This is a genomic window from Serratia rhizosphaerae (assembly GCF_009817885.1).
Taxonomy (GTDB): Bacteria; Pseudomonadota; Gammaproteobacteria; order Enterobacterales; family Enterobacteriaceae; genus Serratia_B; species Serratia_B rhizosphaerae.
In genome coordinates this window covers 2,549,032-2,575,072 of sequence record NZ_CP041764.1, presented here as the reverse complement: position 1 = coordinate 2,575,072, position 26,041 = coordinate 2,549,032, and the positions used below count along the sequence as shown (strand labels likewise).

General features: G+C 60.9%; 23 protein-coding genes. 8 read left to right on the top strand and 15 right to left on the bottom strand.

Annotated elements, in window-relative coordinates; genetic code table 11:
- Window positions 1-45: 45 nt before the first annotated feature.
- On the bottom strand, window positions 46-513 hold the full coding sequence (locus FO014_RS12000; RefSeq protein ID WP_160029683.1) for an Lrp/AsnC family transcriptional regulator: 468 nt from the start codon (window positions 511-513) through the stop codon (window positions 46-48).
- 215 nt (window positions 514-728) lie between these two features.
- Between FO014_RS12000 and FO014_RS11995 the strand changes: the two genes are divergently transcribed.
- Complete coding sequence (locus FO014_RS11995; protein WP_105233535.1) at window positions 729-1,496, top strand: transporter substrate-binding domain-containing protein; 768 nt, start codon at window positions 729-731, stop codon at window positions 1,494-1,496.
- A 28-nt stretch (window positions 1,497-1,524) separates the two neighbouring features.
- Here the strand turns inward: FO014_RS11995 and FO014_RS11990 are convergent, their stop codons facing one another.
- Window positions 1,525-3,141, bottom strand: coding sequence for an FGGY-family carbohydrate kinase (locus tag FO014_RS11990; protein WP_160029682.1), 1,617 nt, complete (start codon window positions 3,139-3,141; stop codon window positions 1,525-1,527).
- Between the two features lie 166 nt (window positions 3,142-3,307).
- A complete protein-coding gene (locus FO014_RS11985) occupies window positions 3,308-4,057 on the bottom strand; it encodes an SDR family oxidoreductase (protein ID WP_201282860.1) in 750 nt (249 codons plus the stop codon).
- Window positions 4,058-4,303: 246 nt separating this feature from the next.
- Between FO014_RS11985 and FO014_RS11980 the strand changes: the two genes are divergently transcribed.
- Window positions 4,304-5,308: a LacI family DNA-binding transcriptional regulator gene (locus FO014_RS11980; RefSeq protein ID WP_160029681.1), complete on the top strand. Its 1,005-nt coding sequence runs from the start codon at window positions 4,304-4,306 to the stop codon at window positions 5,306-5,308.
- Window positions 5,309-5,352: 44 nt separating this feature from the next.
- Here the strand turns inward: FO014_RS11980 and alr are convergent, their stop codons facing one another.
- Complete coding sequence (gene alr, locus FO014_RS11975; RefSeq protein ID WP_160029680.1) at window positions 5,353-6,432, bottom strand: alanine racemase; 1,080 nt, start codon at window positions 6,430-6,432, stop codon at window positions 5,353-5,355.
- Between the two features lie 24 nt (window positions 6,433-6,456).
- The gene (gene dnaB / locus FO014_RS11970; protein ID WP_105232830.1) at window positions 6,457-7,872 is read right to left on the bottom strand and encodes a replicative DNA helicase; all 1,416 of its coding nucleotides are present in this window, start codon (window positions 7,870-7,872) and stop codon (window positions 6,457-6,459) included.
- Between the two features lie 237 nt (window positions 7,873-8,109).
- On the opposite strand from dnaB, the gene FO014_RS11965 reads away from it, so the two are divergent.
- On the top strand, window positions 8,110-9,096 hold the full coding sequence (locus FO014_RS11965; RefSeq protein ID WP_160029679.1) for a quinone oxidoreductase: 987 nt from the start codon (window positions 8,110-8,112) through the stop codon (window positions 9,094-9,096).
- Between the two features lie 300 nt (window positions 9,097-9,396).
- Here FO014_RS11965 and pspG read toward each other — a convergent pair whose 3' ends face one another.
- Window positions 9,397-9,615 (bottom strand): envelope stress response protein PspG, encoded by a 219-nt coding sequence (pspG, locus tag FO014_RS11960; RefSeq protein ID WP_160029678.1) that lies wholly within the window; start codon window positions 9,613-9,615, stop codon window positions 9,397-9,399.
- Between the two features lie 162 nt (window positions 9,616-9,777).
- Window positions 9,778-10,731 (bottom strand): tRNA dihydrouridine(20/20a) synthase DusA, encoded by a 954-nt coding sequence (gene dusA / locus FO014_RS11955; protein WP_232251698.1) that lies wholly within the window; start codon window positions 10,729-10,731, stop codon window positions 9,778-9,780.
- A 302-nt stretch (window positions 10,732-11,033) separates the two neighbouring features.
- On the opposite strand from dusA, the gene zur reads away from it, so the two are divergent.
- Complete coding sequence (zur, locus tag FO014_RS11950) at window positions 11,034-11,543, top strand: zinc uptake transcriptional repressor Zur (protein WP_105232834.1); 510 nt, start codon at window positions 11,034-11,036, stop codon at window positions 11,541-11,543.
- 28 nt (window positions 11,544-11,571) lie between these two features.
- On the opposite strand, the gene dinF is transcribed toward zur, so the two are convergent.
- From dinF to FO014_RS11935, 3 genes are all read right to left on the bottom strand, one after another.
- Window positions 11,572-12,918, bottom strand: coding sequence for an MATE family efflux transporter DinF (dinF, locus tag FO014_RS11945; RefSeq protein WP_160029676.1), 1,347 nt, complete (start codon window positions 12,916-12,918; stop codon window positions 11,572-11,574).
- Between the two features lie 93 nt (window positions 12,919-13,011).
- Window positions 13,012-13,620 carry a transcriptional repressor LexA gene (gene lexA / locus FO014_RS11940; RefSeq protein WP_105232836.1) on the bottom strand — a complete coding sequence of 203 codons (609 nt, stop codon included), beginning with the start codon at window positions 13,618-13,620 and terminating at the stop codon, window positions 13,012-13,014.
- A 108-nt stretch (window positions 13,621-13,728) separates the two neighbouring features.
- Window positions 13,729-14,097 (bottom strand): diacylglycerol kinase, encoded by a 369-nt coding sequence (locus tag FO014_RS11935; protein WP_160029675.1) that lies wholly within the window; start codon window positions 14,095-14,097, stop codon window positions 13,729-13,731.
- Window positions 14,098-14,225: 128 nt separating this feature from the next.
- On the opposite strand from FO014_RS11935, the gene plsB reads away from it, so the two are divergent.
- Window positions 14,226-16,688 (top strand): glycerol-3-phosphate 1-O-acyltransferase PlsB, encoded by a 2,463-nt coding sequence (gene plsB, locus FO014_RS11930; protein WP_160029674.1) that lies wholly within the window; start codon window positions 14,226-14,228, stop codon window positions 16,686-16,688.
- Between the two features lie 74 nt (window positions 16,689-16,762).
- Here plsB and ubiA read toward each other — a convergent pair whose 3' ends face one another.
- The 5 genes from ubiA to malK all read right to left on the bottom strand — a co-directional run bounded on the left by ubiA (window position 16,763) and on the right by malK (window position 21,852).
- Window positions 16,763-17,629 (bottom strand): 4-hydroxybenzoate octaprenyltransferase, encoded by an 867-nt coding sequence (gene ubiA / locus FO014_RS11925; RefSeq protein ID WP_160029673.1) that lies wholly within the window; start codon window positions 17,627-17,629, stop codon window positions 16,763-16,765.
- A 14-nt stretch (window positions 17,630-17,643) separates the two neighbouring features.
- Window positions 17,644-18,168 (bottom strand): chorismate lyase, encoded by a 525-nt coding sequence (gene ubiC / locus FO014_RS11920; protein WP_160029672.1) that lies wholly within the window; start codon window positions 18,166-18,168, stop codon window positions 17,644-17,646.
- Window positions 18,169-18,374: 206 nt separating this feature from the next.
- Window positions 18,375-19,268, bottom strand: a complete 894-nt coding sequence (gene malM, locus FO014_RS11915; protein ID WP_160029671.1) for a maltose operon protein MalM — start codon at window positions 19,266-19,268, stop codon at window positions 18,375-18,377.
- A 99-nt stretch (window positions 19,269-19,367) separates the two neighbouring features.
- Window positions 19,368-20,660: a maltoporin gene (locus tag FO014_RS11910; RefSeq protein WP_281354976.1), complete on the bottom strand. Its 1,293-nt coding sequence runs from the start codon at window positions 20,658-20,660 to the stop codon at window positions 19,368-19,370.
- Between the two features lie 82 nt (window positions 20,661-20,742).
- The gene (gene malK, locus FO014_RS11905) at window positions 20,743-21,852 is read right to left on the bottom strand and encodes a maltose/maltodextrin ABC transporter ATP-binding protein MalK (protein WP_160029669.1); all 1,110 of its coding nucleotides are present in this window, start codon (window positions 21,850-21,852) and stop codon (window positions 20,743-20,745) included.
- Between the two features lie 405 nt (window positions 21,853-22,257).
- Between malK and malE the strand changes: the two genes are divergently transcribed.
- The 3 genes from malE (at window position 22,258) to malG (ending at window position 26,001) form a co-directional block, all read left to right on the top strand.
- Window positions 22,258-23,454 carry a maltose/maltodextrin ABC transporter substrate-binding protein MalE gene (malE, locus tag FO014_RS11900; RefSeq protein WP_160029668.1) on the top strand — a complete coding sequence of 399 codons (1,197 nt, stop codon included), beginning with the start codon at window positions 22,258-22,260 and terminating at the stop codon, window positions 23,452-23,454.
- A 64-nt stretch (window positions 23,455-23,518) separates the two neighbouring features.
- Entirely contained in the window at window positions 23,519-25,099 is a 1,581-nt protein-coding gene (gene malF, locus FO014_RS11895) for a maltose ABC transporter permease MalF (RefSeq protein ID WP_160029667.1), read from the top strand.
- Window positions 25,100-25,110: 11 nt separating this feature from the next.
- Entirely contained in the window at window positions 25,111-26,001 is an 891-nt protein-coding gene (gene malG / locus FO014_RS11890; RefSeq protein WP_160029666.1) for a maltose ABC transporter permease MalG, read from the top strand.
- Window positions 26,002-26,041 lie beyond the last annotated feature (40 nt).

Genomic DNA, 26,041 nt, shown 5'->3' with positions numbered 1-26,041 from the left:
ATCTTGCCAGGCCGCCGCGGTAAAAAATGCTCAGCAACAGGGGGCTTAACGCGCCACCGGCAGCAGGCCGTTTTCTTTAATGCGGTTCAGCACCACCGCCGTCTTGACGTGCGCCACGCTGTGGTGGGTCAGCAGCGTCTGGCTGATAAACTCGCTCAACGCGGCCAGATCGGCGACGGCCACTTTCAGCAGGTAGTCGGCGTCGCCGGTGGTCTTATAGGCGTCGAGCACCGCTTCCGTATGCTCCAGCATGTAATGAAAACTGTCCACCTGTTCCGGTCCGTGGCTGGTCAGGCTCACCTCAATCAGCCCGACCATGCCCAACCCCACCGCCTCGGGGGCCAGCCGCGCATGGTAGCCGCGGATCAGCTGCGCCTGCTCCAGGCTGATGCGCCGCCGGGAACACTGCGACGCGGACAGCCCCACCAGCTCGCTCAGTTCCTGGTTGGTCAGTCGGCCGTTGGCTTGTAGCAGCGTCAGGATTTTCATATCAAAATCGTCAATGTTGTACATAGCCACCTGTAAACTGTGTTAAGAAATATTGACGTTCAGACTATCAGTTTTTTTCGTGTTGTTATCGTTCCGCGTCAGAGAATGCGCGTTGCGTAGCAGCAAATCAGACTGACGCCGTTTATCGGCGACATAAAAAACGGATAATTCACGCAAACCAACCACAACCCACGGCTAACCGACGCATAAAGCCACGAATGTATAAGAAAGGGAAAATGATGAAAAAATTAGCGCCTCTCGCCTTACTGCTCGCCGCCGGCGGCGCCAGCGCCCAGTCGCACCTGGATAAGGTGACGCAGCAAAAGCAGCTGGAAGTGTGCACCACCGGCGATTACAAGCCCTACACCTTTCTGCCGGAAAAAGGCGGCTATGAAGGCATCGATATCGAGATGGCCCAGTCGCTGGCCAAAAGCCTCGGTGCCGAGGTGAAGTGGGTCAAAACCAGCTGGAAAACCCTGATGCAGGACTTTAACGCCGGCAAGTGCGATATCGCGATGGGCGGTATCTCCGTCACGCTGGAGCGGCAAAAACAGGCCTTCTTCGCGGAAAAACTGGATACCGACGGCAAGATCCCACTGGTGCGCTGCAGCGACGTGAAGAAATACCGCACCATCGCCCAGATCAACAAACCGTCGGTACGGGTGATCGAACCGGCCGGCGGCACCAATGAGGCCTTCGCCCGCGCGCACCTGCCGAAAGCGAAGCTGACGCTGTCGCACGACAATATGGGGATCTTCCAGCAGCTGGTCGATCGCAAGGCCGACGTGATGATCACCGACGCCTCCGAGGCGCTGTATCAGCAAAAGCGCTACCCGAAGCTGTGCGCCGTCAACCCGAAAAAACCCATGCAGTACGGCGAGAAGGCCTACATGCTGCCGCGTGACGACTTAAGCTGGAAGCTGTACGTCGACCAGTGGCTGCACCTGACCAAAGCCAGCGGCGAGTACCAGAAAATTATTGATAAGTGGCTGGCGGTGAAGAAGTAACCCCCACCGCCACGATCAAGACGGCGTATTAATAGCGATCTTCGCGGATATTTTTCGCCGTCTGCTGCAGCAGCTGGAACGCCTGATAGCGGCGGCGATGCAGCGATGTGTAGGCCGCGTTGGGCGAATATTCGCACTCGCGCGCGGTCATCGCCTGCATGGCGTCGGTCACCGAGGCGCGCTGGCCGCCGGCAACCGCGGCCAGAATGGCGGAGCCCAGCAGCACCGGCTCTTCCGATTTGGTCGCCAGCACCGAGCAGCCGCAGGCGTCGGCAATCAGCTGACGCACCAGCGGATGCTGGCCGGCGCCGCCGCTGATGACGATATCACGCGTTGCGATACCGTTCTCACGCTGTGCATCGATGATCTGCCGCAGCCCGTAGCCCAGGCTGCACACGCCGGCGATATACAGCGCAATCAGACTGTCCAGATCGCGATCCATATCCAGGCCGTAGATCAGCGCGCGGGCATAAGGATCCGCCAGCGGCGCCCGGTTGCCGGCAAACTCCGGCACCACGTGCATCTCACGGGCGCACTGCACCGCGTCGGACAGCGCATCGAACCTGTTCATCGCCAGATCCGCCAGGTAAACCGGCAGCGACAGCCCTTCCGCCTCGGCCTGCGCCTTCACCTGCGCCGACGCCGGATGCAGCTCCAGCAGGCGGTCAATCGCCGCGCCCGCCGCGCTCTGCCCGCCCTCGCTCAGCCAGAATCCCGGCACCATCGCCGCATAATACGGCCCCCAGACGCCCGGCACGAAGGCCGGCGTGCGGGTGGAAGTCATGGTGCAGGAGGAGGTGCCGAACACATAGGCCAGCTTCTCTTCCGGCGAGCCGTCCACCCCCAGCGTGCCGATGCCGCCGGCGTGCGCGTCGATCATACCGGCCGCCACCGGCGTATGTTGCGGCAGCCCCATATCCTCGGCCGCCTGGGCCGACAGCCCCTGTCCGCACGGCGTTCCCGGCTCCACGATGCGCTGGCCGATGCGGCCGAACGACGCCTCCGCCAGTTCGGGCAGACCGACGGTATGGAAATAGTCGGCGTCCCAGCGGTTTTCATGGGCCAGATAGTTCCACTTGCATGTGACCGTACACTGCGAACGCGCCAGATCGCCGGTGGAACGCCAGGTCAGATAGTCCGTCAGATCGAAGAACTGCCAGGCCTGCGTGAAGGTCTCCGGGTGATGCTGCTTCAGCCACAGCAGCTTGGGTATTTCCATTTCCGGCGAGATGCGCCCGCCGACGTATTTCAGCACCGGATGCGCCGTAGCGTTGATGGCGTCCGCCTGTTGTGCGGCGCGGTGATCCATCCAGACGATGATATTGCGCTCCGCCTCACCGCCCGGGCTGACCGCCAGCGGCGCGCCCTCCTCACCGACCACCACCAGCGAACAGGTGGCGTCAAAGCCGATGCCCGCCACCGCGGCGGGCTCAATGCCGGACTGCGTCACCGCGCGTCTGACACAGTGGCACACCGCGCGCCAGATATCATTGCCGGACTGCTCAACCCGGTGGCCGCTGGCGTGGAAGGTGGCAATGTTCTTTTTGGCGGAAGCGAGCAGATTGCCGTCTGCATCAAACACTCCCGCCCGCGCGCTGGCGGAACCGACGTCAACGCCAATCAGGTATCTGGCTTTACTGCTCATATCTGGTTACCTTTCGCTTAAATAATGGCTCAGAGATCAGACTGCTGACAAAATCAGTTATTAGGGAAAGCGTGGCGATGGGGTCGTAGCGGCATAAGCCGCCGGAGTGCCCCTCGTTACGCTAGGCCCGGGTATCTCGGGTCATCAGACGACGTTGTCATCAACTTCAGAGATCGACGCTGTTCGGCAAAATGACCAGGTCGCGCACCGTCACGTTCGGCGAGCGCGTCACCATAAACAGCACCGACTCGGCGACCTCAATCGGCTGCATCAGGCTGCCGTTCGCCAGCGCTTCTTCCATTTTCTCTTTTGGCCAGTCATCCAGCAGCGAGGTCACCACCGGGCCGGGCAGCACCGCGCCGACGCGCACGCCGTGCTGCGCCACCTGTCGGCGGGTCGAGTGGACGAACGCCTGCACGGCGAATTTAGAAGCAGTATAGATGGGTTCCCACACCACCGGCACCACGCCGGCGATGGAGCTGGTGAAAATGATGTCGCCGGACTTCTGCGCGATCAGCTGCGGCAGCACGGCGCGCACGCTGCGAAACGCCGCGCTGGTGTTAAGCTTCAGCACCCGCTCCCACACGTCCGGGTCGCCCTCTTCCACCGCGCCGCCGATATAGGCGCCGGCGTTGGCGTGGAAAATGTCCAGCCGGCCGGCCAGTTTGAGGATCTGCGCCAGAATGCCGTCCACCTGGGCTCCGTCCATCAGGTCAACCTGCAGCGGCAGCGCCTGCTCGCCCAGCTCGCCGACCACCTCGCGCAGTTTGTCCGCATCGCGATCGATCAGCACCACTTTGGCGCCGGCCTGCAGCATGATTTTGGCGCACTCCAGCCCGATACCGGACGCAGCACCCGTGACGGCGGCGACTTTGCCCGCCAGGGAAGTATTCATAGAGAAGACAGAAGCGTTCATCTTATAATCCTTATACCGTTGTCAGGTCGCAGAGCGCGCGACATCTGCGCGCAGGACGTATTTAACACAGTGAAAATATTGATGTTTACTGTTGAGCCGGTAACGATTTACCCTGATGCGCCGCCGCAATACCACCGTGGCGGACTATCTGGCGCACGATGCGCAACACATTGCTCAATCGATGAAGCTTAATTATCATCATCGGCGGCAATCAGCAAAAGAAATGTGATTAGAGGATTGGGATCTGTGAGCGAGATCGGCAAAAACAAGAAAACCACCATCTACGATCTGGCTGCGCTCAGCGGCGTATCCGCCAGCGCGGTCAGCGCGATCCTGAACGGCAGCTGGAAAAAACGCCGTATCAGCGCCAGCCTGGCGGAAAAGGTGACGCGGATTGCCGAAGAGCAAGGCTATGCGGTCAACCGACAGGCCAGCCTGCTGCGCAGCGCGCGCTCCAAAACCATCGGCATGATCGTACCGAAGTACGATAACCGCTATTTCGGCTCGATCGTCGAGAAATTCGAGGAGATGGCGCGCGAACGCGGCCTGTTCCCGGTGATTACCTGCACCCGGCGCGATCCGGCGCTGGAGGCGGAAGCCGCCAAAACCATGCTCTCCTGGCAGGTTGACTGCATGATCGTCACCGGCGCCACCGATCCGGACAGAATCGCCGAGATCTGCGCCAATGCCGGCGTGCCCGCGCTGAATCTGGATCTGCCCGGCAGCCGCGCGCCGTCGGTGATTTCCGCCAACTTTGACGGCGCCCGCGCGCTGACCCGCCGGCTGCTGCAACACAGTCCGGCAAACGCCCCGCTGCTGTTTATCGGCGGCCGCGGCGGCGATCACAATACCCGGGAACGCCTGCGGGGCTTTCTGGCCGCGCATCAGGAAGCCGGCCTGACGGTGCCCGAGACGCATATTTTGCTGTGCGGCTATCGGGCGGAAAAAGCGGAAGCGGCGCTGGCGAACTATTTTCACGGCCACCGCGACGCCCAGAGCGGGTTTTTCGTTAACTCCACCATTTCGCTGGAAGGCGTGGTTCGCTTTCTCAGCGGCCAGGGCATGCTGCGCGGCGAGCCGCGGCGGGCAATGGGCTGTTTTGACTGGGATCCCTTCGTCGCCATGCTGGGGGACGATATCATGATGGTGAAACAGGACGTCGGCGCGATGATGACGGAAGTGTTCCGTCAGGTGGAAAGCGGCATCAGCGGCACGGCGCTGACAGAGATCCCGGTGGAGCTGATGGTATAACCCCATCCCGCTCAGCTCCCCTGAGCGGGACAGCATAGGCAGGCTCAGTCGCCGATATACTCCATCGCCACGCGCTGGGTCAGTTTAGTGATCAGCTCATAGGCGCTGATGCCGGTCGTGGCGGCGACGCGCTCCACCGGCAGTGCGGCGCCCCACAGTATCGCCTCATCACCCACTTTATCCCCGGCGTTCGGCCCCAGATCGACGGAGATCATATCCATCGACACCCGGCCGACGATCGGCACTTCGCGGCCGTTCAGCCAGATCGGCGTGCCGCTCGGCGCGCTGCGCGGGTAGCCGTCGCCGTACCCTATCGCCACCACGCCCAGGCGGGTATCGCGCTCGCTGACCCAACTGCCGCCGTAGCCGACCGGCTCGCCGGCCCGATGCTCGCGCACTGCGATCAGGCTGGATTTCAGCGTCATTGCCGGCTGCAGGTCAAAGGCGCCGCCGTCACCGCTTTCCAGCGGCGAGACGCCGTACAAAATAATTCCCGGCCGCACCCATTCGTTATGTGCATCCGGCCACAGCAGCGTGCCGCCGGAGGCGGCGATGGAGCGCTGCCCCGGCTTGCCGCGGGCAAACTGTTCAAAACAGGCGATTTGCCGCAGCGTCGCGTCAGATTCCGGCTCATCCGCCCGGCTGAAATGGCTCATGATATTCACCGGCTGCGCCACGTTACGGCAGGCGCACAGGCGCTGATAAAACGCTTCCGCCTGCTCCGGGCGCACGCCCAGCCGGTGCATGCCGGTATCCAGCTTCATCCATACCGTCACCGGGTGCGGCAGGGTTGCCTGCTCCAGCGCCTCAAGCTGTTCGATGCTGTGTACCGCGGTTTCGATATGATTTGCCGCCAGAACGGGCAAATCGTCCGCGCAGAAGAAGCCTTCCAGCAGCAGGATCGGTTTGACGATGCCGCCGGAGCGCAGCATCAGCGCTTCGCCGATGCGCGCGACGCCGTAGCTGTCAGCGTCTTGCAGGGTGTGGGCCGTTTCCAGCAGGCCATGTCCATAAGCGTTTGCTTTCACAACCGCGATCAGGCGGCTGTTCGGCGCCTGACGGCGTACCTGTTGCAGGTTGTGTCGCAGAGCGCGGCGGTCGATTACAGCGGTTGCCGCTTTCATTTCCGTTCCTTAGCTGAGGATTAATTATTCATCGTCATATTGCGGGCCGGCATAGTTGTCAAAGCGTGACCACTGGCCGTTAAAGGTCAGACGTACGGTGCCGATCGGGCCGTTACGCTGCTTACCAATAATGATTTCGGCGATCCCTTTCAGATCGCTGTTCTCGTGATACACCTCATCACGGTAGATGAACATGATAAGGTCGGCATCCTGCTCGATGGAGCCGGATTCACGCAGGTCGGAGTTGACCGGGCGTTTGTCGGCGCGCTGCTCCAGGGAGCGGTTCAGCTGCGACAGCGCCACCACCGGCACCTGCAGCTCCTTCGCCAGCGCCTTCAGCGAGCGCGAGATTTCGGCGATTTCCAGCGTTCGGTTGTCCGACAGCGACGGTACGCGCATCAGCTGCAGGTAGTCGATCATGATCAGGCTCAGGCCGTCGTTTTCACGGAAAATACGGCGGGCGCGCGAGCGCACCTCGGTCGGCGTCAGGCCGGAGGAATCGTCGATATACATATTGCGCTTCTCCAGCAGGATGCCCATGGTGCTGGAAATGCGCGCCCAGTCCTCATCGTCCAGCTGGCCGGTACGGATACGGGTCTGATCGACGCGCGACAGCGAGGCCAGCATACGCATCATGATCTGCTCGCCGGGCATCTCCAGGCTGAAGATCAGCACCGGCTTGTCCTGCAGCATCGCGGCGTTTTCGCACAGGTTCATCGCAAAGGTGGTTTTACCCATCGACGGACGCGCCGCCACGATGATCAGATCCGAACGCTGCAGGCCGGCGGTTTTCTTATTCAGATCCTGATAGCCGGTATCCACCCCGGTGACGCCGTCGTGCGGCGTCTGGTACAGCGACTCGATACGGGAAACGGTGGCTTCCAGGATCTGATCGACGCTTTTCGGCCCTTCGTCCTTACTGGCGCGGTTTTCCGCAATCTGGAATACCCGCGATTCCGCCAGATCGAGCAGATCTTCGCTGGTGCGCCCCTGCGGATCATAGCCGGCGTCGGCGATCTCATTGGCCACCGCGATCATCTCGCGCACCACCGCGCGCTCGCGCACGATATCGGCATAGGCGCCGATGTTGGCGGCGCTCGGGGTGTTTTTCGCCAGCTCGGCCAGATAGGCGAAGCCGCCGACGGAATCCAGATCGCCCCGCTGTTCCAGCGATTCGGACAGGGTGATCAGGTCAATCGGCTTGCTCATTTCAAGCAGGCGCTGCATCTCGGTAAAGATCAGGCGGTGCGGACGGCTGAAGAAGTCGTTGGCGACCACGCGTTCCGCCACGTTGTCCCAGCGTTCGTTATCCAGCATTAAACCGCCCAACACGGACTGTTCCGCCTCCAGCGAATGCGGCGGCATCTTCAGCCCTTCCATTTGGCGATCGCGCGGTGCCTGAGCCTCGTTAGATTTGTTGGTGGGTTTCTTTCCTGCCATAGTGGGGACGCATTACCTGTTATGAAGTGACAACGCGGCAGTATATACCCTAAATAATTCCAGTTACAGGCAAGCGGCAAGGGAAGCAATCCCGATGCGCTGACACAGGTCAGGATTCGGGTGACTGAACTCAGCCAACACCGCTGTAACTTGCAGTATGACGGGTATACATTAATGACCCATCGCTATGTCCTAACATTAGGATCTAACGGCGACAGCGCACACTGAGGAGGAGCCATGGCCAAGCGCATTCAGTTTTCCGCCACCGGCGGACCGGAAGTCTTGCAATACGTTGATTTTACACCGCTCGATCCGGCCGCCGGCGAGGTACAGATTGAAAACCGGGCCATCGGCATCAACTACATCGATACCTATGTGCGCAGCGGTTTATACGCGCCGCCATCGCTGCCGAGCGGTCTGGGCACCGAAGCGGCCGGCGTGGTGACCAAAGTGGGCGCCGGCGTCAGCGCGCTGAAGCCGGGCGACCGAGTGGTGTATGCGCAGGCGGCGCTGGGCGCCTACAGCGACGTGCACAACGTGCCGGAAGAGAAAGTGGCGCAGTTGCCCGACAACATCAGTTTTGAACAGGGCGCGGCCTCCTTCCTCAAGGGGCTGACCGTGCACTATCTGCTGCGGCAGACCTATAATCTGCAGCCGGGGGAAACCTTCCTGCTCCACGCGGCCGCCGGCGGCGTCGGGCTGATCGCCTGCCAGTGGGCGAAGGCGCTGGGCGCCAGGCTGATCGGCAGCGTCGGTTCGGCGGAAAAAGCGGCGCTGGCGCAGCAGGCCGGCGCCTGGGCTACCATCAACTATCAGCAGGAAGATATTGCCGAACGCGTGGCGGCGCTGACCAACGGAGAAAAAGTCGGCGTAGTGTATGATTCGGTCGGCAAAAGCACCTGGCAGGCTTCGCTCAACAGCCTGAAGCGCCGTGGCCTGATGGTCAGCTTCGGCAACGCCTCCGGGCCGGTAACCGGCGTCGATCTGGCGCTGCTGAATCAGAAAGGCTCACTGTACGTCACCCGTCCTTCCCTTAACGGTTACATCACCAACCGTGCGGAACTGGAATATGCCAGCAATGAGCTGTTTGCGCTGATTGGCAGCGGCGCCATCAAGGTTGAAGTGAACGACGAGCAAAAATTCGCATTGGGCGACGCGCAGCGCGCGCACCAGCTGTTGGAAAGCCGTCAGACCAGCGGCTCCAGCCTGCTGATTCCAGGCTGATAACAGAAAAGGGCTCCCTCAGGAGCCCTTTCTGATACTGCGTTTTGTAGGGTAGAGCAGAGTCCGCATGAGACAGAGGTTGCTGTTGCAACACGATTATTATTAGGGCTGCCTCGCACGGTGATGAAATTGTCAGCATCACTTCACTGCTATGGCGCACATCCTAACAGCCGCTAAACGCAAAAAGAACGTTAAACGCATCGCAACGGCGTTTTATACCTTAAGGTGTGATCTCTGCCGCATTCCCTCTCTGACTTATTACGTTGTTTTCATCATGACTGACTGATAAATCAGCAAAAATCAATAGCGCCGTGTCTGCGGCTTTTGCAACGAACGATAAATCCACACGCCAACCACCGCCAGAATCAGCCACGGCAACAGCTTAATCATCATCGCAAACAGGCCGCCCAACAGCATAAAGGCCGAGGCCACCAGCAGCGCGGCCAACACACCCAGCAGCGAAACGCCGGTGACCAGCAGCATCAGCACGAAGCCGATAAAAAAGAAAATTTCTAGCATGATAAGGAAGCTCCTTGGCAAAACTGGCATCTGCCAACGTTATTACAAGAAGCGTGCCAACCCTGATGCTATCGGCAACCCGTTGAAATGCAATAAAAGCTGCGCCGCAGGACGCGACGCAGCTGGTGAAAATAACCAACAATTAGCGTAATAAGCGGCGAATTACGCCACCTCACTGCGCGGCTGGCGCACCAGACTAAGCGCCTGCTCCACCACGCGCACGTCGGCCCCCGCCTTATGGGCATTCTCACTCAGGTGGCGCCGCCACTGGCGCGCCCCCGGGATCCCCTGGAACAGACCCAGAATATGGCGGGTGATATGGCCCAGATAGGTGCCGTTCGCCAGTTCGCGCTCGATGTACGGATACAGCGCCTCCACCACCTCGACGCTGTCGCGCACTGCCGCCTGCGAGCCAAACAGCTCGCGGTCCACCTGCGCCAGAATGCCCGGATTCTGATAGGCTTCGCGCCCCATCATCACGCCATCGACGTGCTGCAGGTGCTGCTGCGCCTCGGCCAGCGACTTGACGCCGCCGTTAATGGCGATGGTCAGCGCCGGGAAGTCGCGCTTGAGCTGATAAACGCGCGGATAGTCCAGCGGCGGCACTTCGCGGTTCTCTTTCGGGCTCAGGCCGGACAACCAGGCTTTACGCGCATGGATGATAAACGTCTCGCACTCGCCGCGGCCGGAAACGGTGTCAATAAAGTCGCACAGGAAGGCGTAGCTATCCTGATCGTCAATGCCGATACGGGTTTTCACCGTTACCGGAATCGACACCACGTCGCGCATCGCTTTAACGCAGTCCGCCACCAGCGCGGCCTGCCCCATCAGGCAGGCGCCGAACATACCGTTCTGCACCCGGTCGGACGGGCAACCGACGTTCAGGTTGATCTCATCATAGCCGCGCTGTTCCGCCAGTCTGGCGCAGTGCGCCAGCGCCGCCGGATCGCTGCCGCCCAATTGCAGCGCCAGCGGGTGTTCCTCGTCGCTGTACGCCAGATAATCCCCTTTGCCGTGAATGATCGCGCCGGTGGTTACCATTTCGGTATACAACAGCGTCTCTTTGCTCAGCAGGCGGTGGAAATAACGGCAATGACGGTCGGTCCAGTCGAGCATAGGCGCGATGGAAAAACGGCTCGCGCTAAACGGCCGTTCAGTGCCGTTTAAGTCGGCAAGCGGAGAGTGTTCTGGTGTTAACGAATCGGTCATTACGGTATCTATTCAGCATCAGGCGGACAAAAAAGTAATCGCTGATTATAACGTAAACCGCCGCCGAGGCGAAACCGGCGCGGCGATCGGCATTATCCTGCTGAAAATTGGTTATTTTTGTGGTCGAAGCGACAAGAAAAACCACCGGCTATCGGTGATTTGCCGCAGGCATGGTAAAATCGCATTTTTAACGTACCGGGATATTCGCCATGACCCCAACCAACCAGGAAAAGCTGCTCGCGCAGGCAGAACGACTCTGCCAGCAACGCAATGTGCGCCTGACGCCACAACGGCTGGAAGTGTTACGCCTGATGGCGCAGCAGCCCGGTGCGATCAGCGCCTACGATCTGCTCGACCTGCTGCGCGTCGTGGAGCCGCAGGCCAAACCGCCGACGGTATACCGCGCGCTGGATTTTCTGCTGGAACAGGGATTTATCCACCGCGTCGAGTCGGCCAACAGCTACGTGCTGTGCCACCACTTCGAAGAGCCGATGCATACCTCGGCGCTGTTTATCTGCGACCGCTGCGGCCAGGTCACCGAGCGCCCGACGGAGGGCGTGGAAGAGACGCTGCAAAAGCTGGCGCAGGAATCCGGCTTTGTGCTGCGTCACAGCGTGGTGGAAGCTCACGGCCTGTGCGCCGGCTGCGTTGAGGTGGAAGCCTGCGACAGCCAGCATGACTGCGATCACGACCACAGCATCGTGGTGAAGAAGAAGTAACCCGCCAAGCGGCTTACTGCGCGTAACGCTAAGCCGCCTTCCCCTGCGCAAACCAGGTGCCATTGACGCGGTGCCGGTGCCAAATCCAACCGAGCGCCGCGCCGCGCAGCCCCAGAAAGACGCACAGTGCCAGCCACAGCCCGTGGTTGCCCAACAGCGGCAAACTCAGCAGCGTCAGGCCGTAGCCCGCCGCCGCCACCGCCATGCTGTTGCGCATCTCTGCGCCGCGCGTCGCGCCGATAAACATGCCGTCCAACAGATAACACCATACGCCAATCAGCGGCAACACCATCTGCCACGGCAGATAGTGAGCCGCCAGCGTGCGCAGCTCCGGCAGCGACGTCAGCATATTGACGATCTGCTGTCCCGCGCAGGCGTACACCAGCGCAAAGCCCAGCGCCACCAGACAGGACTGACGGCAGGCGGCGCGCCAGACCAGACGCAGCTGGCTGTCGTCACGCGCGCCGTAGGCGTGCCCGGAGTGCGCCTCAACCGCATAGGCGAAGCCGTCCAACGCGTAGGCGGTAAAGGTCAGCAGGTTCATCAGCACCGCATTGACCGCCACCACCTCGCTGCCCAGGCGGGCGGCGAAAATGGTCAGCGAAGCGAAGCACAGCTGCAACAACAGGGAGCGCAGCATGATATCGCGGTTGAGCGCCAGCAAACGGCGCACGTTGCCGCGCCAGGCGTGCCGCAGCATCGACGGCGAAATGCCGCGCATGCGCATCACGCGCCAGCTGAGCCACAGCCCGAGCAGCAGGGTGGCGTATTCAGACACCGCGGTGGCCGTGGCCGCGCCCTGCACGTTCCAGCCCAGCCCCATCACCAGCCACAGGTCCAGCACGATATTCAGCAGGTTGCCGACAATCAGCAGGATCACCGGCGCGCGCACGTACTGGACGCCCAGCAGCCAGCCCAGCAGCACCATGTTCGCCAGCGCCGCCGGCGCGCTGAGCCAGCGGATCTCCAGGAACGCGCGCGCCTGCGTCAGCACCTCGCCGTCACCGCCGACGATCTGCAGTGCGAGATCGATCAGCGGGTGGCGCAGCAGCACAATCGCCAGCCCGGCCAGCAGCGCCAGCAGCAGCGGCTGCATAAAAGCGCGCGCCAGCGCCTGCGGGTTTTGCGCCCCCAGCGCCTGCGCCGTCAGTCCAGTGGTACTCATGCGCAAAAACAGCAGCAGCATAAACAGGAAGCTGGTGACCATCGCCCCCACCGCCACGCCGCCCAGATAGACCGGGCTGTCGAGGTGGCCGATCACCGCGGTATCCACCAGCCCCAGCAGCGGCACGGTAATGTTGGAGAAGATCATCGGCAGCGCCAAACGCCACAGGGCTTTGTCCGTGTCGCTAGTCAAGGAGGCAAGCAGGCGCATAGTCACATGTTCCCGTAGCAGAAAGGATGGATCAGATAAGAAATAACATCGCCCCGGACATGGCCGAGGCGATTAAACGCAGGGGGATGCGCTTTAGATCCAGTCACCGTTGCGGATGACGCCGACGGCCAGACCTTCGATGGTGAAATTCTGTTCGCGCAGGTCAACCTTGATCGGCGTGAACTCGCTGTTTTCAGGCAGCAGCTCGACCAGATTGCCGCTGCGTTTTAAGCGCTTCACCGTCACTTCGTCTTCGATGCGCGCCACCACCACCTGGCCGTTGCGCACATCCTGCGTTTTATGCACCGCCAGCAGGTCGCCGTCCAGAATGCCGATATCACGCATCGACATGCCGTTAACCCGCAGCAGGAAATCCGCGTTCGGCTTGAACAGCGACGGATCCACCTTGTAGTGCCCTTCGATATGCTGTTGCGCCAGCAGCGGTTCGCCGGCAGCGACCCGACCGATCAGCGGCAGGCCGTCTTCATCTTCCATCAGCAGGCGGATGCCGCGCGAGGCGCCGGAAACGATCTCGATCACGCCCTTGCGGGCCAGCGCCTTCAGGTGCTCTTCGGCGGCATTAGGCGAGCGGAACCCCAGGCGCAGCGCGATCTCGGCACGCGTTGGCGGCATGCCGGTTTGCGAGATATGCTCGCGAATCAGATCGTAGACCTCTTGCTGCCTGGTAGTTAGTGCTTTCATTCCGCCCCCTGTTTGTTTATACAGTCTTGCTGTGAGTATATACAGGTGAACGCGGATTGGGAACCGGAGAATGAATAAAAATCAGGGATTAGCGCACCGCTTCGCAAATCAGGCGAAATGCCGCCACAGCAGCGTTACCCAGACCAACAGCGCCAGGATAATACTCAGCGACACCGCCGCCGATCCCATATCCTTGGCACGGCCGGACAGCTCATGGTAGTCGGTGCCGACGCGGTCGACGATCGCCTCAATGGCGCTGTTGAGCACTTCGACGATCAGCACCAACAGCACCGAGCCAATCAGTAAAATGCGCGCCACGGCGTCGACATCCAGCCACAGCGCCACAATCACGGCAATCGCCGCCGCCACCGACTCCTGGCGAAACGCCGCCTCATTGCGCCAGGCCGCCGTTAATCCTTGATACGAGTAACCCGCCGCTTTGATGATCCGGGTCAAGCCGGTCGTTTGATTTGCCATTTTGCTGTGTGCCTTTTACAAGAGGTCAGTCATAATTTTAACGGTTCGGGGTTCTTTAACACCACAGATCTGTTACCCGCTTTCTGGTATGCTTGCGGCGCATTGCTAACAAGAGGCTTCACATAGTTATGTCAGGTTGGCGTAAAATTTATTATAAATTATTGAATCTACCACTCAAACTGCTGGTAAGAAGCAAAGTTATCCCTGCGGATCCGGTCACGGAGCTGGGGCTCGATCCCTCACGACCGATTTTGTACGTTTTACCTTACCATTCCAAGGCGGATTTGCTGACGCTGCGCGCCCAGTGCCTGGCGCAGGATCTGCCCGACCCGCTCGAACCGCTGGAGATCGACGGCGCAGTGCTGCCCAGCTACGTGTTTATCCACGACGGCCCGCGCGTCTTCCGCTACTACACGCCGAAGGAAGAGTCGGTAAAACTGTTCCACGACTATCTGGATCTGCACCGCAATAACCCGGGGCTGGATATTCAGATGCTGCCGGCGTCGGTGATGTTCGGCCGCTCACCGGGGCGCGAAGGCCAGGGCACCCCGCACCTGCGCCTGCTGAACGGCGTGCAGAAATTCTTCGCCATTTTATGGCTGGGCCGCGACAGCTTCGTGCGTTTCTCCAACACCGTGTCGCTGCGTAAGATGGCGACCGAGCACGGCACCGACAAGATTATCGCGCAGAAGCTGGCGCGCGTCGCGCGTATGCACTTCTCGCGTCAGCGTCTGGCGGCGGTAGGGCCGAGCCTGCCGGCACGGCAGGATCTGTTCAACAAGCTGCTGGCCTCCAAGGCGATTGAAAAAGCGGTGGAAGATGAAGCGCGCAACAAAAAGATCTCCCACGAGAAGGCGCAGCAAAACGCCATCGCGCTGATGGAGGAGATCGCCGCCGACTTCTCCTATGAAACCGTACGTCTGTCGGACCGCGTGCTAAGCTGGACCTGGAACCGGCTGTATCAGGGCATCAACGTCACCAACGCCGAACGCGTGCGCCAGCTGGCGCAGGACGGCCACGAAATCGTCTACGTGCCCTGCCACCGCAGCCATATGGACTACCTGCTGCTGTCCTACGTACTGTATCACCAGGGGCTGGTGCCGCCGCATATCGCCGCCGGCATCAACCTGAACTTCTGGCCGGCCGGGCCGATTTTCCGCCGGTTGGGGGCGTTCTTTATCCGCCGCACCTTCAAAGGCAATAAGCTCTACTCGACGGTGTTCCGCGAATACCTCGGCGAGCTGTTTACCCGCGGCTACTCGGTGGAATACTTCGTCGAAGGCGGCCGTTCGCGCACCGGGCGTCTGCTGGAGCCGAAGACCGGCACCCTGTCGATGACCATTCAGGCGATGCTGCGTGGCGGCACCCGGCCGATCACCCTGGTGCCGATCTACATCGGCTACGAGCACGTGATGGAAGTGGGCACCTACGCCAAGGAGCTGCGCGGCGCGACCAAAGAGAAAGAGAGCCTGCTGCAGATGCTGCGCGGCCTGCGTAAACTGCGCAACCTGGGCCAGGGCTACGTCAACTTCGGCGAACCGCTGCCGCTGACCCCCTACCTGAACCAGAACGTGCCGCAGTGGCGCGACTCCATCGACCCGATCGAAGCGCAGCGCCCGAGCTGGCTGACGCCGACGGTGAACGATCTGGCGGCGAAAATCATGGTGCGTATCAACAACGCCGCCGCCGCCAACGCCATGAACCTGTGTTCGACCGCGCTGCTGGCCTCGCGCCAGCGTTCACTGACCCGTGAACAGCTGATCGAGCAGTTGGACTGCTATCTGCAGCTGATGCGCAATGCGCCGTACGCCGACGACGTGACGGTGCCGGACCATTCGCCGGCCGAGCTGCTGGACCACGCGCTCAACATGAACAAGTTCGAGGTGGAGCAGGACAATATCGGCGATATCATCATCCTGCCGCGTGAGCAGGCGGTGTTGATGACCTATTACCGTAATAATATTCACCACCTGCTGGTGCTGCCGTCGCTGATCGCCAGCATTGTGATGCATCACCGCCACGTCTCGCGCGCCGAACTGCTGCGCCAGATCGGCCTGATTTATCCGATGCTGAAGGCCGAACTGTTCCTGCATTACGATAAGGAACAGCTGCCGGAAGTGCTGCAAACGCTGACCGACGAAATGGCGCGTCAGTCGCTGATTTGCGTCAACGGCGACGAGCTGTCGCTCAACGCCGCGCGCATCCGTCCGCTGCAGCTGCTGGCGGCCGGCGTGCGTGAAACGCTGCAGCGCTACGCCATCACCATGTCGATCCTCAGCGCCAACCCGAGCATCAACCGCGGCGCGCTGGAAAAAGAGAGCCGCATTATGGCTCAGCGTTTGTCGGTGCTGCACGGCATCAACGCGCCGGAGTTCTTCGATAAGGCGGTGTTCTCCACTCTGGTGGCGACGCTGCGCGAAGAAGGCTACATCAACGATATCGGCGATGCGATCCGTGAGCACACCATGGAGGTTTACACCATGCTGAGCGACCTGATCACCCCGGAGATCAAACTGACGATTGAAAGCGTCAGCACGCCGCCGGAACCTGAAGCACTGCCGGCCGAAACGGACGCCAAGAGCGCCGAATAAACCGACGTGGCCATAACGAAAAAGGCACCCATCAATCGGGTGCCTTTTTTTATCAGCGCATCGCGTCAGTATCGTCAGATAAAGCTCAGCACCACGCCGATAAACACCACCAGCCCGACGTAGTTGTTGTGCAGGAAAGCGCGGAAACAGGCGTCGCGGTCACGGCCGGCGATCTGCTGTTGCTGATGAATAAACAGCGCGCCCGCCAGCAGCAGCGACCAGTAAAACGCCCCGCCCAGCTGCGACAGGTAACCAATCCACAACAGCAGCAGCAGCGTGGCGAACTGCAGCAGGCCGACAATCAGTTTGTCGAAACGGCCGAACAGCACCGCGGTGGATTTCACGCCGATCTTCAGATCGTCGTCGCGGTCCACCATCGCGTACAGCGTATCGTAAGCCACCGTCCAGCAGATATTCGCCAGCAGCAACAGCCAGCAGCTCAGCGGCAGCGATTCGCTCACCGCAGCATAGGCCATCGGGATGCCCCAGCCGAAGGCTGCGCCCAGCACCAGCTGCGGCAGATTGGTCACCCGCTTCATAAACGGATAAATCCACGCCAGCGCCAACCCGGCCAGCGACAGGGCGATAGTCATGGTATTGAGCGTCAGCACCAGCGCGAAGGAGATCAGCACCAGCACCACAAACAAAATTTTCGCTTCTTTCTCCGTGACCCGGCCGCTGGGCAGCGGACGATTGGCGGTGCGTTTCACATGACCGTCAAAGGCGCGATCGGCAAAATCATTCACCACACAGCCCGCCGCGCGCATTAAAAATACGCCCAGTACAAACACCAGCAGAACAGGGAACGACGGCACGCCCTCGCCCGCCAGCCACAGCGCCCACAGCGTCGGCCACAACAGCAGCAGCGTGCCGATCGGTTTATCAATGCGCATCAGGTGGCAATAGGCCCGCCATTTACTTTGGCTAATGCTTCCTTCCAAGATCTCTTTCCCCCTTAGGCCGGTTCGCTGCCGTCCGCTTCATACAGCGGTGCGGCAGGTAAAAACAGTTCGGTCAGCAACAGCGGTTTGCCCGCCAGCCGCAGGCGGGAACGCCGCGCCCACAGCCGATCCTGCCTGCCGACCAAAATATAGTCGCGGGTCAGCGCATCGCTGCTGAACAGGTAACGTCCCAGCGGCACGGTGCCCAAATCAACCAGCGCCTGATCGGGGCCGGTCAGCGTCTCCAGCGGGATCACCGTTCTGCCGAGCAGCCAGGGCTGGTCGTCACCCAGCAGGACGATTTCGCGCAGCCAGTAACGCGGGCTGTCCGGCAGATGTTCCGCCTCTTCTCCCAGCTCCTCGCGGCTGACAAAGCCCTCGCGCTGCGGCTCAACCCGCACGCAGCGGCAGTGTTTCTCGAAGCGCTGGGTCATCGATCCCAGCTCCATCAACCAGTCATTGATCGCGGCGGGCACGGGAGGATGCTGCTCGGTGAGCCATTCCAGCGGGGGCAAAATGGATTCGCTATTGCCTGGCATTGTTCTACTCCAACGGTCGGCAACATACGTCAACAACGTACATCATCGACACTACAAACGGTTAACAGGCGGCCATTGTAACGCAGAAAATTAAAAGCGGCAGAATGATTCGTGGTATCCCGCCGGCAGGAAAAAGCACGGCCGCCAAACGAAAAAAGGTGCGCCGCAGCGCACCAATCATCGAGCCAGCATCGGCAGCGTGGGGATTACCCCTTGCCTTTCACACTGCTGATAAAGGTGTTACGCGCAGTGGTGGAACCCAATTTTTCCGCTTCATTCATCAGCTTCAGCGCTTTGTCGATATCTCCCGCCTTCACCGCCTGTCTGATGCCGTTATTGAAGTAGCTTTCGGTGTCGTTCAGCATCGGTTCCGCCGGTGCGGACGCAGTCGCCCTGGCCGGCTGTACCGTGGCACCGACCGTGACCGGCGGCGTGCTCGACGCCGCAGGCAGCATGCCGATCATGATATTGCCGCTGCCCTGCTCGGCGCTGACCTTCAGCTTCAGCAGGCCGCCGCCGGCGTGGCGGGCAACGGGATCGGGAATATCCGGCACCGCATTACCGACGCCGCGCGCATAGGCCTTCGCCGGATTGGTCAGCCGTGTGGTTTTAGCCAGATCCTGCCGCGTGGTGTACACCAGCAGGTAAATCTGCTTTTGCCCCAGCGCCGGCGTCAGCTTCATGGTGCCCTCCAGCCGGTCTGCCGACATCACGCCCGGCGGCTGGTACGGAAAATAGCTGCTGGGATAGTAGGCCGCCGGGCGCCGCTGCTCATCCAGCACCAGCACGCTCGGCGCATACAGCGCATTATCCCTGGCGATGCTGCTCAGGGTGATCTCCAGTGAGCCACGGTCGGCCGGCAGCGTATACGCCGCTACCGCGCCCTGAATATCGCCCTGACGAATCTGCGGGCTGGCGTCGTTCAGCGTCACGTCCTGTTTCACCGGCGGCACCAGCGGCTGCCAGGGCAGGTTTTGCAGCGCGGCGGCGCTGATGGCCGGCGCAACGGCGACATCGGCCGGCGTCGCGGCATTGGCGGCCGGCGACAGGCTGACGGCCAGCGCAGCAGACAGATAAAACGACAACAGAGTTTTGTTCATTGTTATATCCCCATACCTTCCGGCGGTCGGCAGGCAAGCGCCGCGCCGCCGGTAATCAGAGAGGGAAAGAGGCACCGGCCCCTTCCCTGCGTGCGGTCGTTACCACCAGATTTCCATCTGCGCGCCGAAGGTGACTTCATCATCGTCGCCACGGCTGAAGGTGTGCGCGCTGCTGTCGCGGTAGGCAGTACCGGAAGCGTAGGCCGAGCCGGAATCGTCGGTGGCGTAGCCCCATTTTTCATCCCACTTGGCGTAGGTGGCGAACAGACGGATCGCCGGACGCGACCAGATGCTGTCGCCTGCCTGCCACTGCTGCGCCAGGGTGATTTTGTACTGGCTGTTGCGGTCACCGGTGCGCTGGGATTTCACGTTGTCGTAGCCCGCTTCCAGCAGGGTGCTCATAATCGGCGTCCATTTGTACATCGGGCGTACGCCCACGGTGTACCAGGTGCTGCCGTTGTCATTATCGCGGTCGACATCCTGATACATCGCCACATACATCAGCGCCCATTTGTCATTAAAGTCGATGGCGCCGTGATCCAGCACGCGGAACATATTGCCGTTATTGTTGACCGAGGAGCCTTCGTTGCGGCCGTTGTTCTGCGAGCTCATGGCGTCCGACGCGTACTGCACGACGAACTTGTTGTAGCCGTTCAGGATGCTCTGGGTATGCTCGGCGGTAAACATCCAGCCGTCCTTCGACGCGCCGTCCGCCAGGTGGTAACCGTCCTGCACGTTGGCGCGGCCGTAGTCCACCCCTAACTCCAGCGTACCGCCGGGGTTGGTTTCCAGCCCGGCCAGCCGCACGTCAAACACATCGTTGACCGTCGGACGCTCGTCCCACTCGTTGTACAGATAACCGTAAGAGCCGCCGGATTCGCCGTTGCGGGTCACCGCCATCGACAGTTTGCCAAAGCCCAGATCGACATTTTCCAGACCGGCGCCCGGGCCGGAGATATCCCAGTAGTAGAAGTCGATCATATGAACATCGTGACGCTGATAGAAACGCTTACCGGCCCACAGGGTGGAGCCAGGCAGCCATTCGATCAGGTTTTTACCCTGCACGTTCACTTCACGAAAGCCCGGCGTGGTGTCTTCCCAGTCGCTGCGCTGCGATACCGAGTAGGCCAGATTGGTGTCGAAGTAGAAGCTTTTATCACCGTCTTTCCACACTTCCTGGCCCAGCTTCAGCTCGGCGTAGGTTTCACACTCGTTGCCGAGACGGTATTTACTGCCGGCGCCGGTGGCCTGAAAGCATTGCTGTTCCCCGCCGCTGCCGCTCCAGCCGATGCCGGAACGGGCGTAACCTTTAAAATCGACCGCCATCGCCTGCGTGGTCAGCACGCCGGCGGCGACTGCCAACGCCAGAGGAAGTTTGCGCAGAGTAGTCATCATTATTCTCCTGTTATACAGACCGTTCCCCGCGGCGCGCCCGCAGCGACCACGCGCGGGACAGGCCGGGGTGCGTGGCGCTTTAAACGCCCGGCTCGCGATAACGGCGCTGGCAGGCGGTTCCGTCTTCACGGAACAGGTGGCAGCGCTGTAACGGCAAACCGATGGCGAATGTGGCGCCTTCTTCTACCAGCACCACGTCGTTCTGGCGGTAAACCAGGTTCTGACGAATTGCCGGGATTTGGATATGAATCTGCGTTTCGTGGCCAAGCTGCTCCACCACCTGTACCTCGCCGCTGAGCTGCACATCGCTCTCGCCGCTCGGCAGCAGGTGTTCCGGGCGAATGCCGAGCGACATATTGGCGCCGACCTCCACCCGATCGCCGTCCACCGACAGCCAGACCCACTGCCGGTTGGGCAGTTCAACCTGCACCTGCTGCGGCTCTACTGCCGTCACCTTCACCGGCAGAAAATTCATCTTCGGCGAACCGATAAAACCGGCGACGAAGCGGTTGGCCGGGTAGTGATACAACTCCAGCGGCCTGCCGACCTGCGCCACGCGCCCGGCATCCAGCACCACGATTTTGTCCGCCAGCGTCATCGCCTCGACCTGATCGTGGGTGACGTAAATCATGGTGCGCCGCAGCCGCTTGTGCAGACGGGAGATCTCAATGCGCATCTGCACCCGCAGCGCGGCGTCGAGGTTGGACAGCGGCTCATCAAGCAGGAATACCTCCGGCTCCGCCACCAGCGTGCGGCCAATCGCCACCCGCTGACGCTGTCCGCCGGACAGCGCCTTCGGCCGCCGTTCCAGCAGATGCGCCAGCTGCAGCACTTCTGATACCTGGTTTACCCGTTGACCAATCTGCGCTTTGTTGGCGCCGGCCAGCTTCAGGCCGAACGACATGTTGTCGGCCACCGACAGGTGGGGATACAGCGCGTAAGACTGAAACACCATGCCGATGCCGCGCTCCGACGGCGGCACCTCGTTCATCCGCCGCTCGCCGATCAGCAGATCGCCGGAGGTAATGTCCTCCAGCCCGGCAATCATGCGCAGCAGCGTCGACTTGCCACAGCCCGACGGCCCGACAAACACCACAAATTCGCCGTCGTCGATGGTCAGGTTGACGTCCCTGGAAATCACGGCCTCGCCAAAGGCCTTATAAACGCTGCGCAGTGTGACGCTAGCCATGCGTAACTCCCCTGCTTTCGCAGTTACAGTGCCGGGTGAAAGGGACGAAGCGCGCTCCGTCCCCCCCGCGCTCTGCGGGATGTTCCCGGGTAATCAAAGTCATGGGCCGATGGTGGGCGAATCGCCGCCGCGGGTAATCATCCGCAACCGGATTTTTCATGGGGGAGGAGGCGGGAGGATGAGGAAAGCAGCATGGGGAGGAGCGGCGACGCACGTCAGACAAATCTGTGATCTGTTTGGCAAAAACGGCCGGCATTTTGTGTGCCGAAGGCCACAGAATGGAACGGAGTGTTAACTAGATCACATAACTCAGCGATGGGGCGTAGAGCACAGGAGGATGAGCGGCACGCCGGTTGTGGCCCACTATTTGCCAACTTACCGCAGTGCCCACAGAAGGATTGGACTATGACTCGTACTATGACTACCGCCGCCCGCACGCTGGTGCTGTCGGCGCTGACGACGTTGGCGCTTTCATCCTCGGCCTTTGCCAAAATCGAAGAAGGCAAGCTGGTCATCTGGATCAACGGCGATAAAGGCTATAACGGCCTGGCCGAGGTCGGCAAAAAATTTGAGCAGGACACCGGCATCAAGGTGACCGTCGAGCACCCCGATAAACTGGAAGAGAAATATCCGCAGGTAGCCGCAACCGGCGACGGCCCGGACATTATCTTCTGGGCGCACGACCGCTTCGGCGGCTACGCGCAGTCCGGCCTGCTGGCGGAGATCCACCCGTCCAAGGCGCTGCAGGACAAAATCTTCCCGTTCACCTGGGATGCGGTGCGCTACGACGGCAAACTGATCGGCTACCCGATTGCCGTAGAGGCACTGTCGCTGATTTATAACAAGGATCTGATCAAACAGCCGCCGAAAACCTGGGAAGAGATCCCGGCGCTGGACAAGCAGCTGCGCGCCAAAGGCAAAAGCGCCATCATGTGGAACCTGCAGGAGCCCTACTTCACCTGGCCAATCATCGCCGCCGACGGCGGCTACGCCTTTAAGCAGGCCAACGGCAGCTACGACGTGAAAGACGTCGGCGTCGATAACGCCGGTTCACGCGCCGGCCTGCAGTTTATCGTCGATCTGGTGAAAAATAAGCATATCAACGCCGACACCGATTATTCGATCGCCGAAGCCGCCTTTAACAAAGGGCAGACCGCGATGACCATCAACGGGCCGTGGGCCTGGAGCAATATCGACCAGAGCAAAGTCAACTACGGCGTCGCGGTGCTGCCAACCTTCAAAGGCAAGCCGTCGAAGGCGTTCGTCGGCGTACTGACCGCCGGCATCAACGCCGCCAGCCCGAATAAAGAACTGGCGACCGAGTTCCTGGAAAACTACCTGCTGACCGACCAGGGGCTGGCGGACGTCAACAAAGACAAGCCGCTGGGCGCGGTGGCGCTGAAGTCCTTCCAGCAGCAGCTGGCGCAGGATGAAAAGATCGCCGCCACCATGCAGAACTCGCAACACGGCGAAATCATGCCGAATATTCCGCAGATGAGCGCGTTCTGGTATGCGATGCGCAGCGCCGTGCTCAACACCATCAACGGCCGCCAGACGGTGGACGCCGCGCTGAAAGACGCCCAGACCCGCATCAATAAATAAGCCCGGCCCTCCCCCTTCCCGCACGGGAGGGGGGAGCGGGTTACGTAGACAGAGGGAACACCCTATGCAATTCGCCCATGACGGCTTGCCGACGCGCCAAAAATCGAAGTGGTGGCAGCATGACGGACTGAAATGGCTGACGATTAGCCTGTTCGGTCTGGTTACCTGCTATCTGATTGTGTTGATGTATGCACAGGGGGAATATCTTTTCGCCATCATGACGCTGATCCTGGTCAGCGCCGGGCTGTATATTTTCGCCAACCGCCGCGCTTATGCCTGGCGCTACGTCTATCCCGGCATGGCCGGCATGGGGCTGTTTGTTCTGTTCCCGCTGATTTGCACCATCACCATCGCCTTTACCAACTACAGCAGCAGCAACCAGCTCACCTTCGAGCGCGCGCAGTCGGTGCTGATGCAGCGCCAGTTGCAAACCGGCAAGACCTTTACCTTCGGCCTCTACCCGACGGCCGATCGGCAGTGGCAGCTGCTGCTGACGCACCCCGACAGCGGTGAATCGCTGCTTTCCACACCGTTCAGCCTGAATAACGCTAATGCGCCGCAGCAGGTGACGCTGACCGTCTCCGACGCCGCGCCCGCCGGCGAACGCGCCACCTTGCGCGTGATTACCCAGCACCGTCAGGCGTTGGGTCAGCTGTCTGCCCTACTGCCGGACGGCGGCGTGCTGCGGATGAGTTCGCTGCGCCAGTTCTCCGGCACCGGCCCGCTGTACACGCTGGCCGACGACGGCAAAACGCTGACCAATAACCAGACTCAGGTGCAGTACCGGCCAAACGACGACACCGGCTTCTACCAGGCGGTGAACGCCGACGGGCAGTGGGGGCAGGAAACCCTCAGCCCGGGCTATACCGTCGTCAGCGGCTGGAAGAACTTCCTGCGGGTGGCGCAGGATGAAGGCATCAAGCAGCCGTTTATTTCGATCTTTATCTGGACGCTGGTGTTTTCACTGCTGTCGGTTGCGCTGACCGTCGCGGTAGGCATGGTGCTGGCCTGCGTGGTGCAGTGGGAAGCGCTGAAGGGCAAAGCCGCCTACCGCGTGCTGCTGATCCTGCCCTACGCCGTGCCGTCGTTTATTTCCATTCTGATCTTCAAAGGGCTGTTCAACCAAAGCTTCGGCGAAATCAATATGATGCTCAGCGCGCTGTTCGGCATTAAGCCGGCCTGGTTCAGCGATCCGCTGACCGCCAAGAGCATGATCCTGATCGTCAATACCTGGCTGGGTTACCCCTACATGATGATCCTGTGCATGGGCCTGCTCAAAGCGATCCCGGACGATCTGTATGAAGCCTCGGCCCTCGACGGCGCCGGGCCGCTGCAGAACTTCTTCCGCATCACTTTCCCGCTGCTGATCAAACCGCTGACGCCGCTGATGATCGCCAGCTTTGCCTTTAACTTTAATAACTTCGTGCTGATCCAGCTGCTGACCAACGGCGGCCCGGACATGATCGGCACCACCACGCCGGCCGGCTATACCGACCTGCTGGTCAGCTACACCTACCGCATCGCCTTTGAAGGCGGCGGCGGACAGGACTTCGGGCTGGCGGCCGCCATCGCCACGCTGATTTTCCTGCTGGTCGGCGCACTGGCGATTCTGAATCTGAAAGCCAGCAAAATGAACTTTGATTAGGGAGAACACCCATGGCTATGGTCCAACCGAAATCCCAGCGTCTGCGCCTGTGGCTGACCCATTTGGCAATGCTGAGTTTTATCGCCCTGATCATGTTTCCGCTGCTGATGGTGGTGGCAATTTCGCTGCGCGCCGGCAATTTCGCCACCGGCAGCCTGATCCCGGATCAGGTCTCCTTCGACCACTGGCGGCTGGCGCTGGGTCTGAGCGTTACCCACGCCGACGGCAGCGTAACGCCGCCGCCGTTCCCGGTGCTGCTGTGGCTGTGGAATTCGGTGAAGGTAGCGGCGATCACCGCCATCGGCATCGTCACGCTGTCGACCACCTGCGCCTATGCCTTTGCACGCCTGCGCTTTCGCGGTAAAAGCGCCCTGCTGAAAAGCATGCTGATTTTTCAGATGTTCCCGGCGGTGCTGTCGCTGGTCGCCCTGTACGCGCTGTTTGATCGTCTGGGCCAATACCTGCCGTTTATCGGCCTCAATACCCACGGAGGGGTGATTTTCGCCTATATGGGCGGCATTGCCCTGCACGTCTGGACCATCAAGGGCTACTTCGAAACCATCGACAATTCGCTGGAGGAAGCGGCGGCGCTGGACGGCGCCACGCCGTGGCAGGCCTTCCGCCTGGTGCTGCTGCCGTTGTCGGTGCCGATCCTGGCGGTGGTGTTTATTCTGTCGTTTATCGCCGCCATCACCGAGGTGCCGGTCGCCTCACTGCTGTTACGCGACGTGAACAGTTACACGCTGGCGGTGGGAATGCAGCAATACCTGAATCCGCAGAACTATCTGTGGGGAGACTTCGCCGCCGCGGCGGTGCTGTCAGCCATTCCGATCACCACCGTCTTCCTGCTGGCGCAGCGCTGGCTGGTGGGCGGCCTGACCGCCGGCGGGGTAAAGGGATAACACAAAGTTTCACACTGTGCCTGTGTCTTTAGCGTCCCTG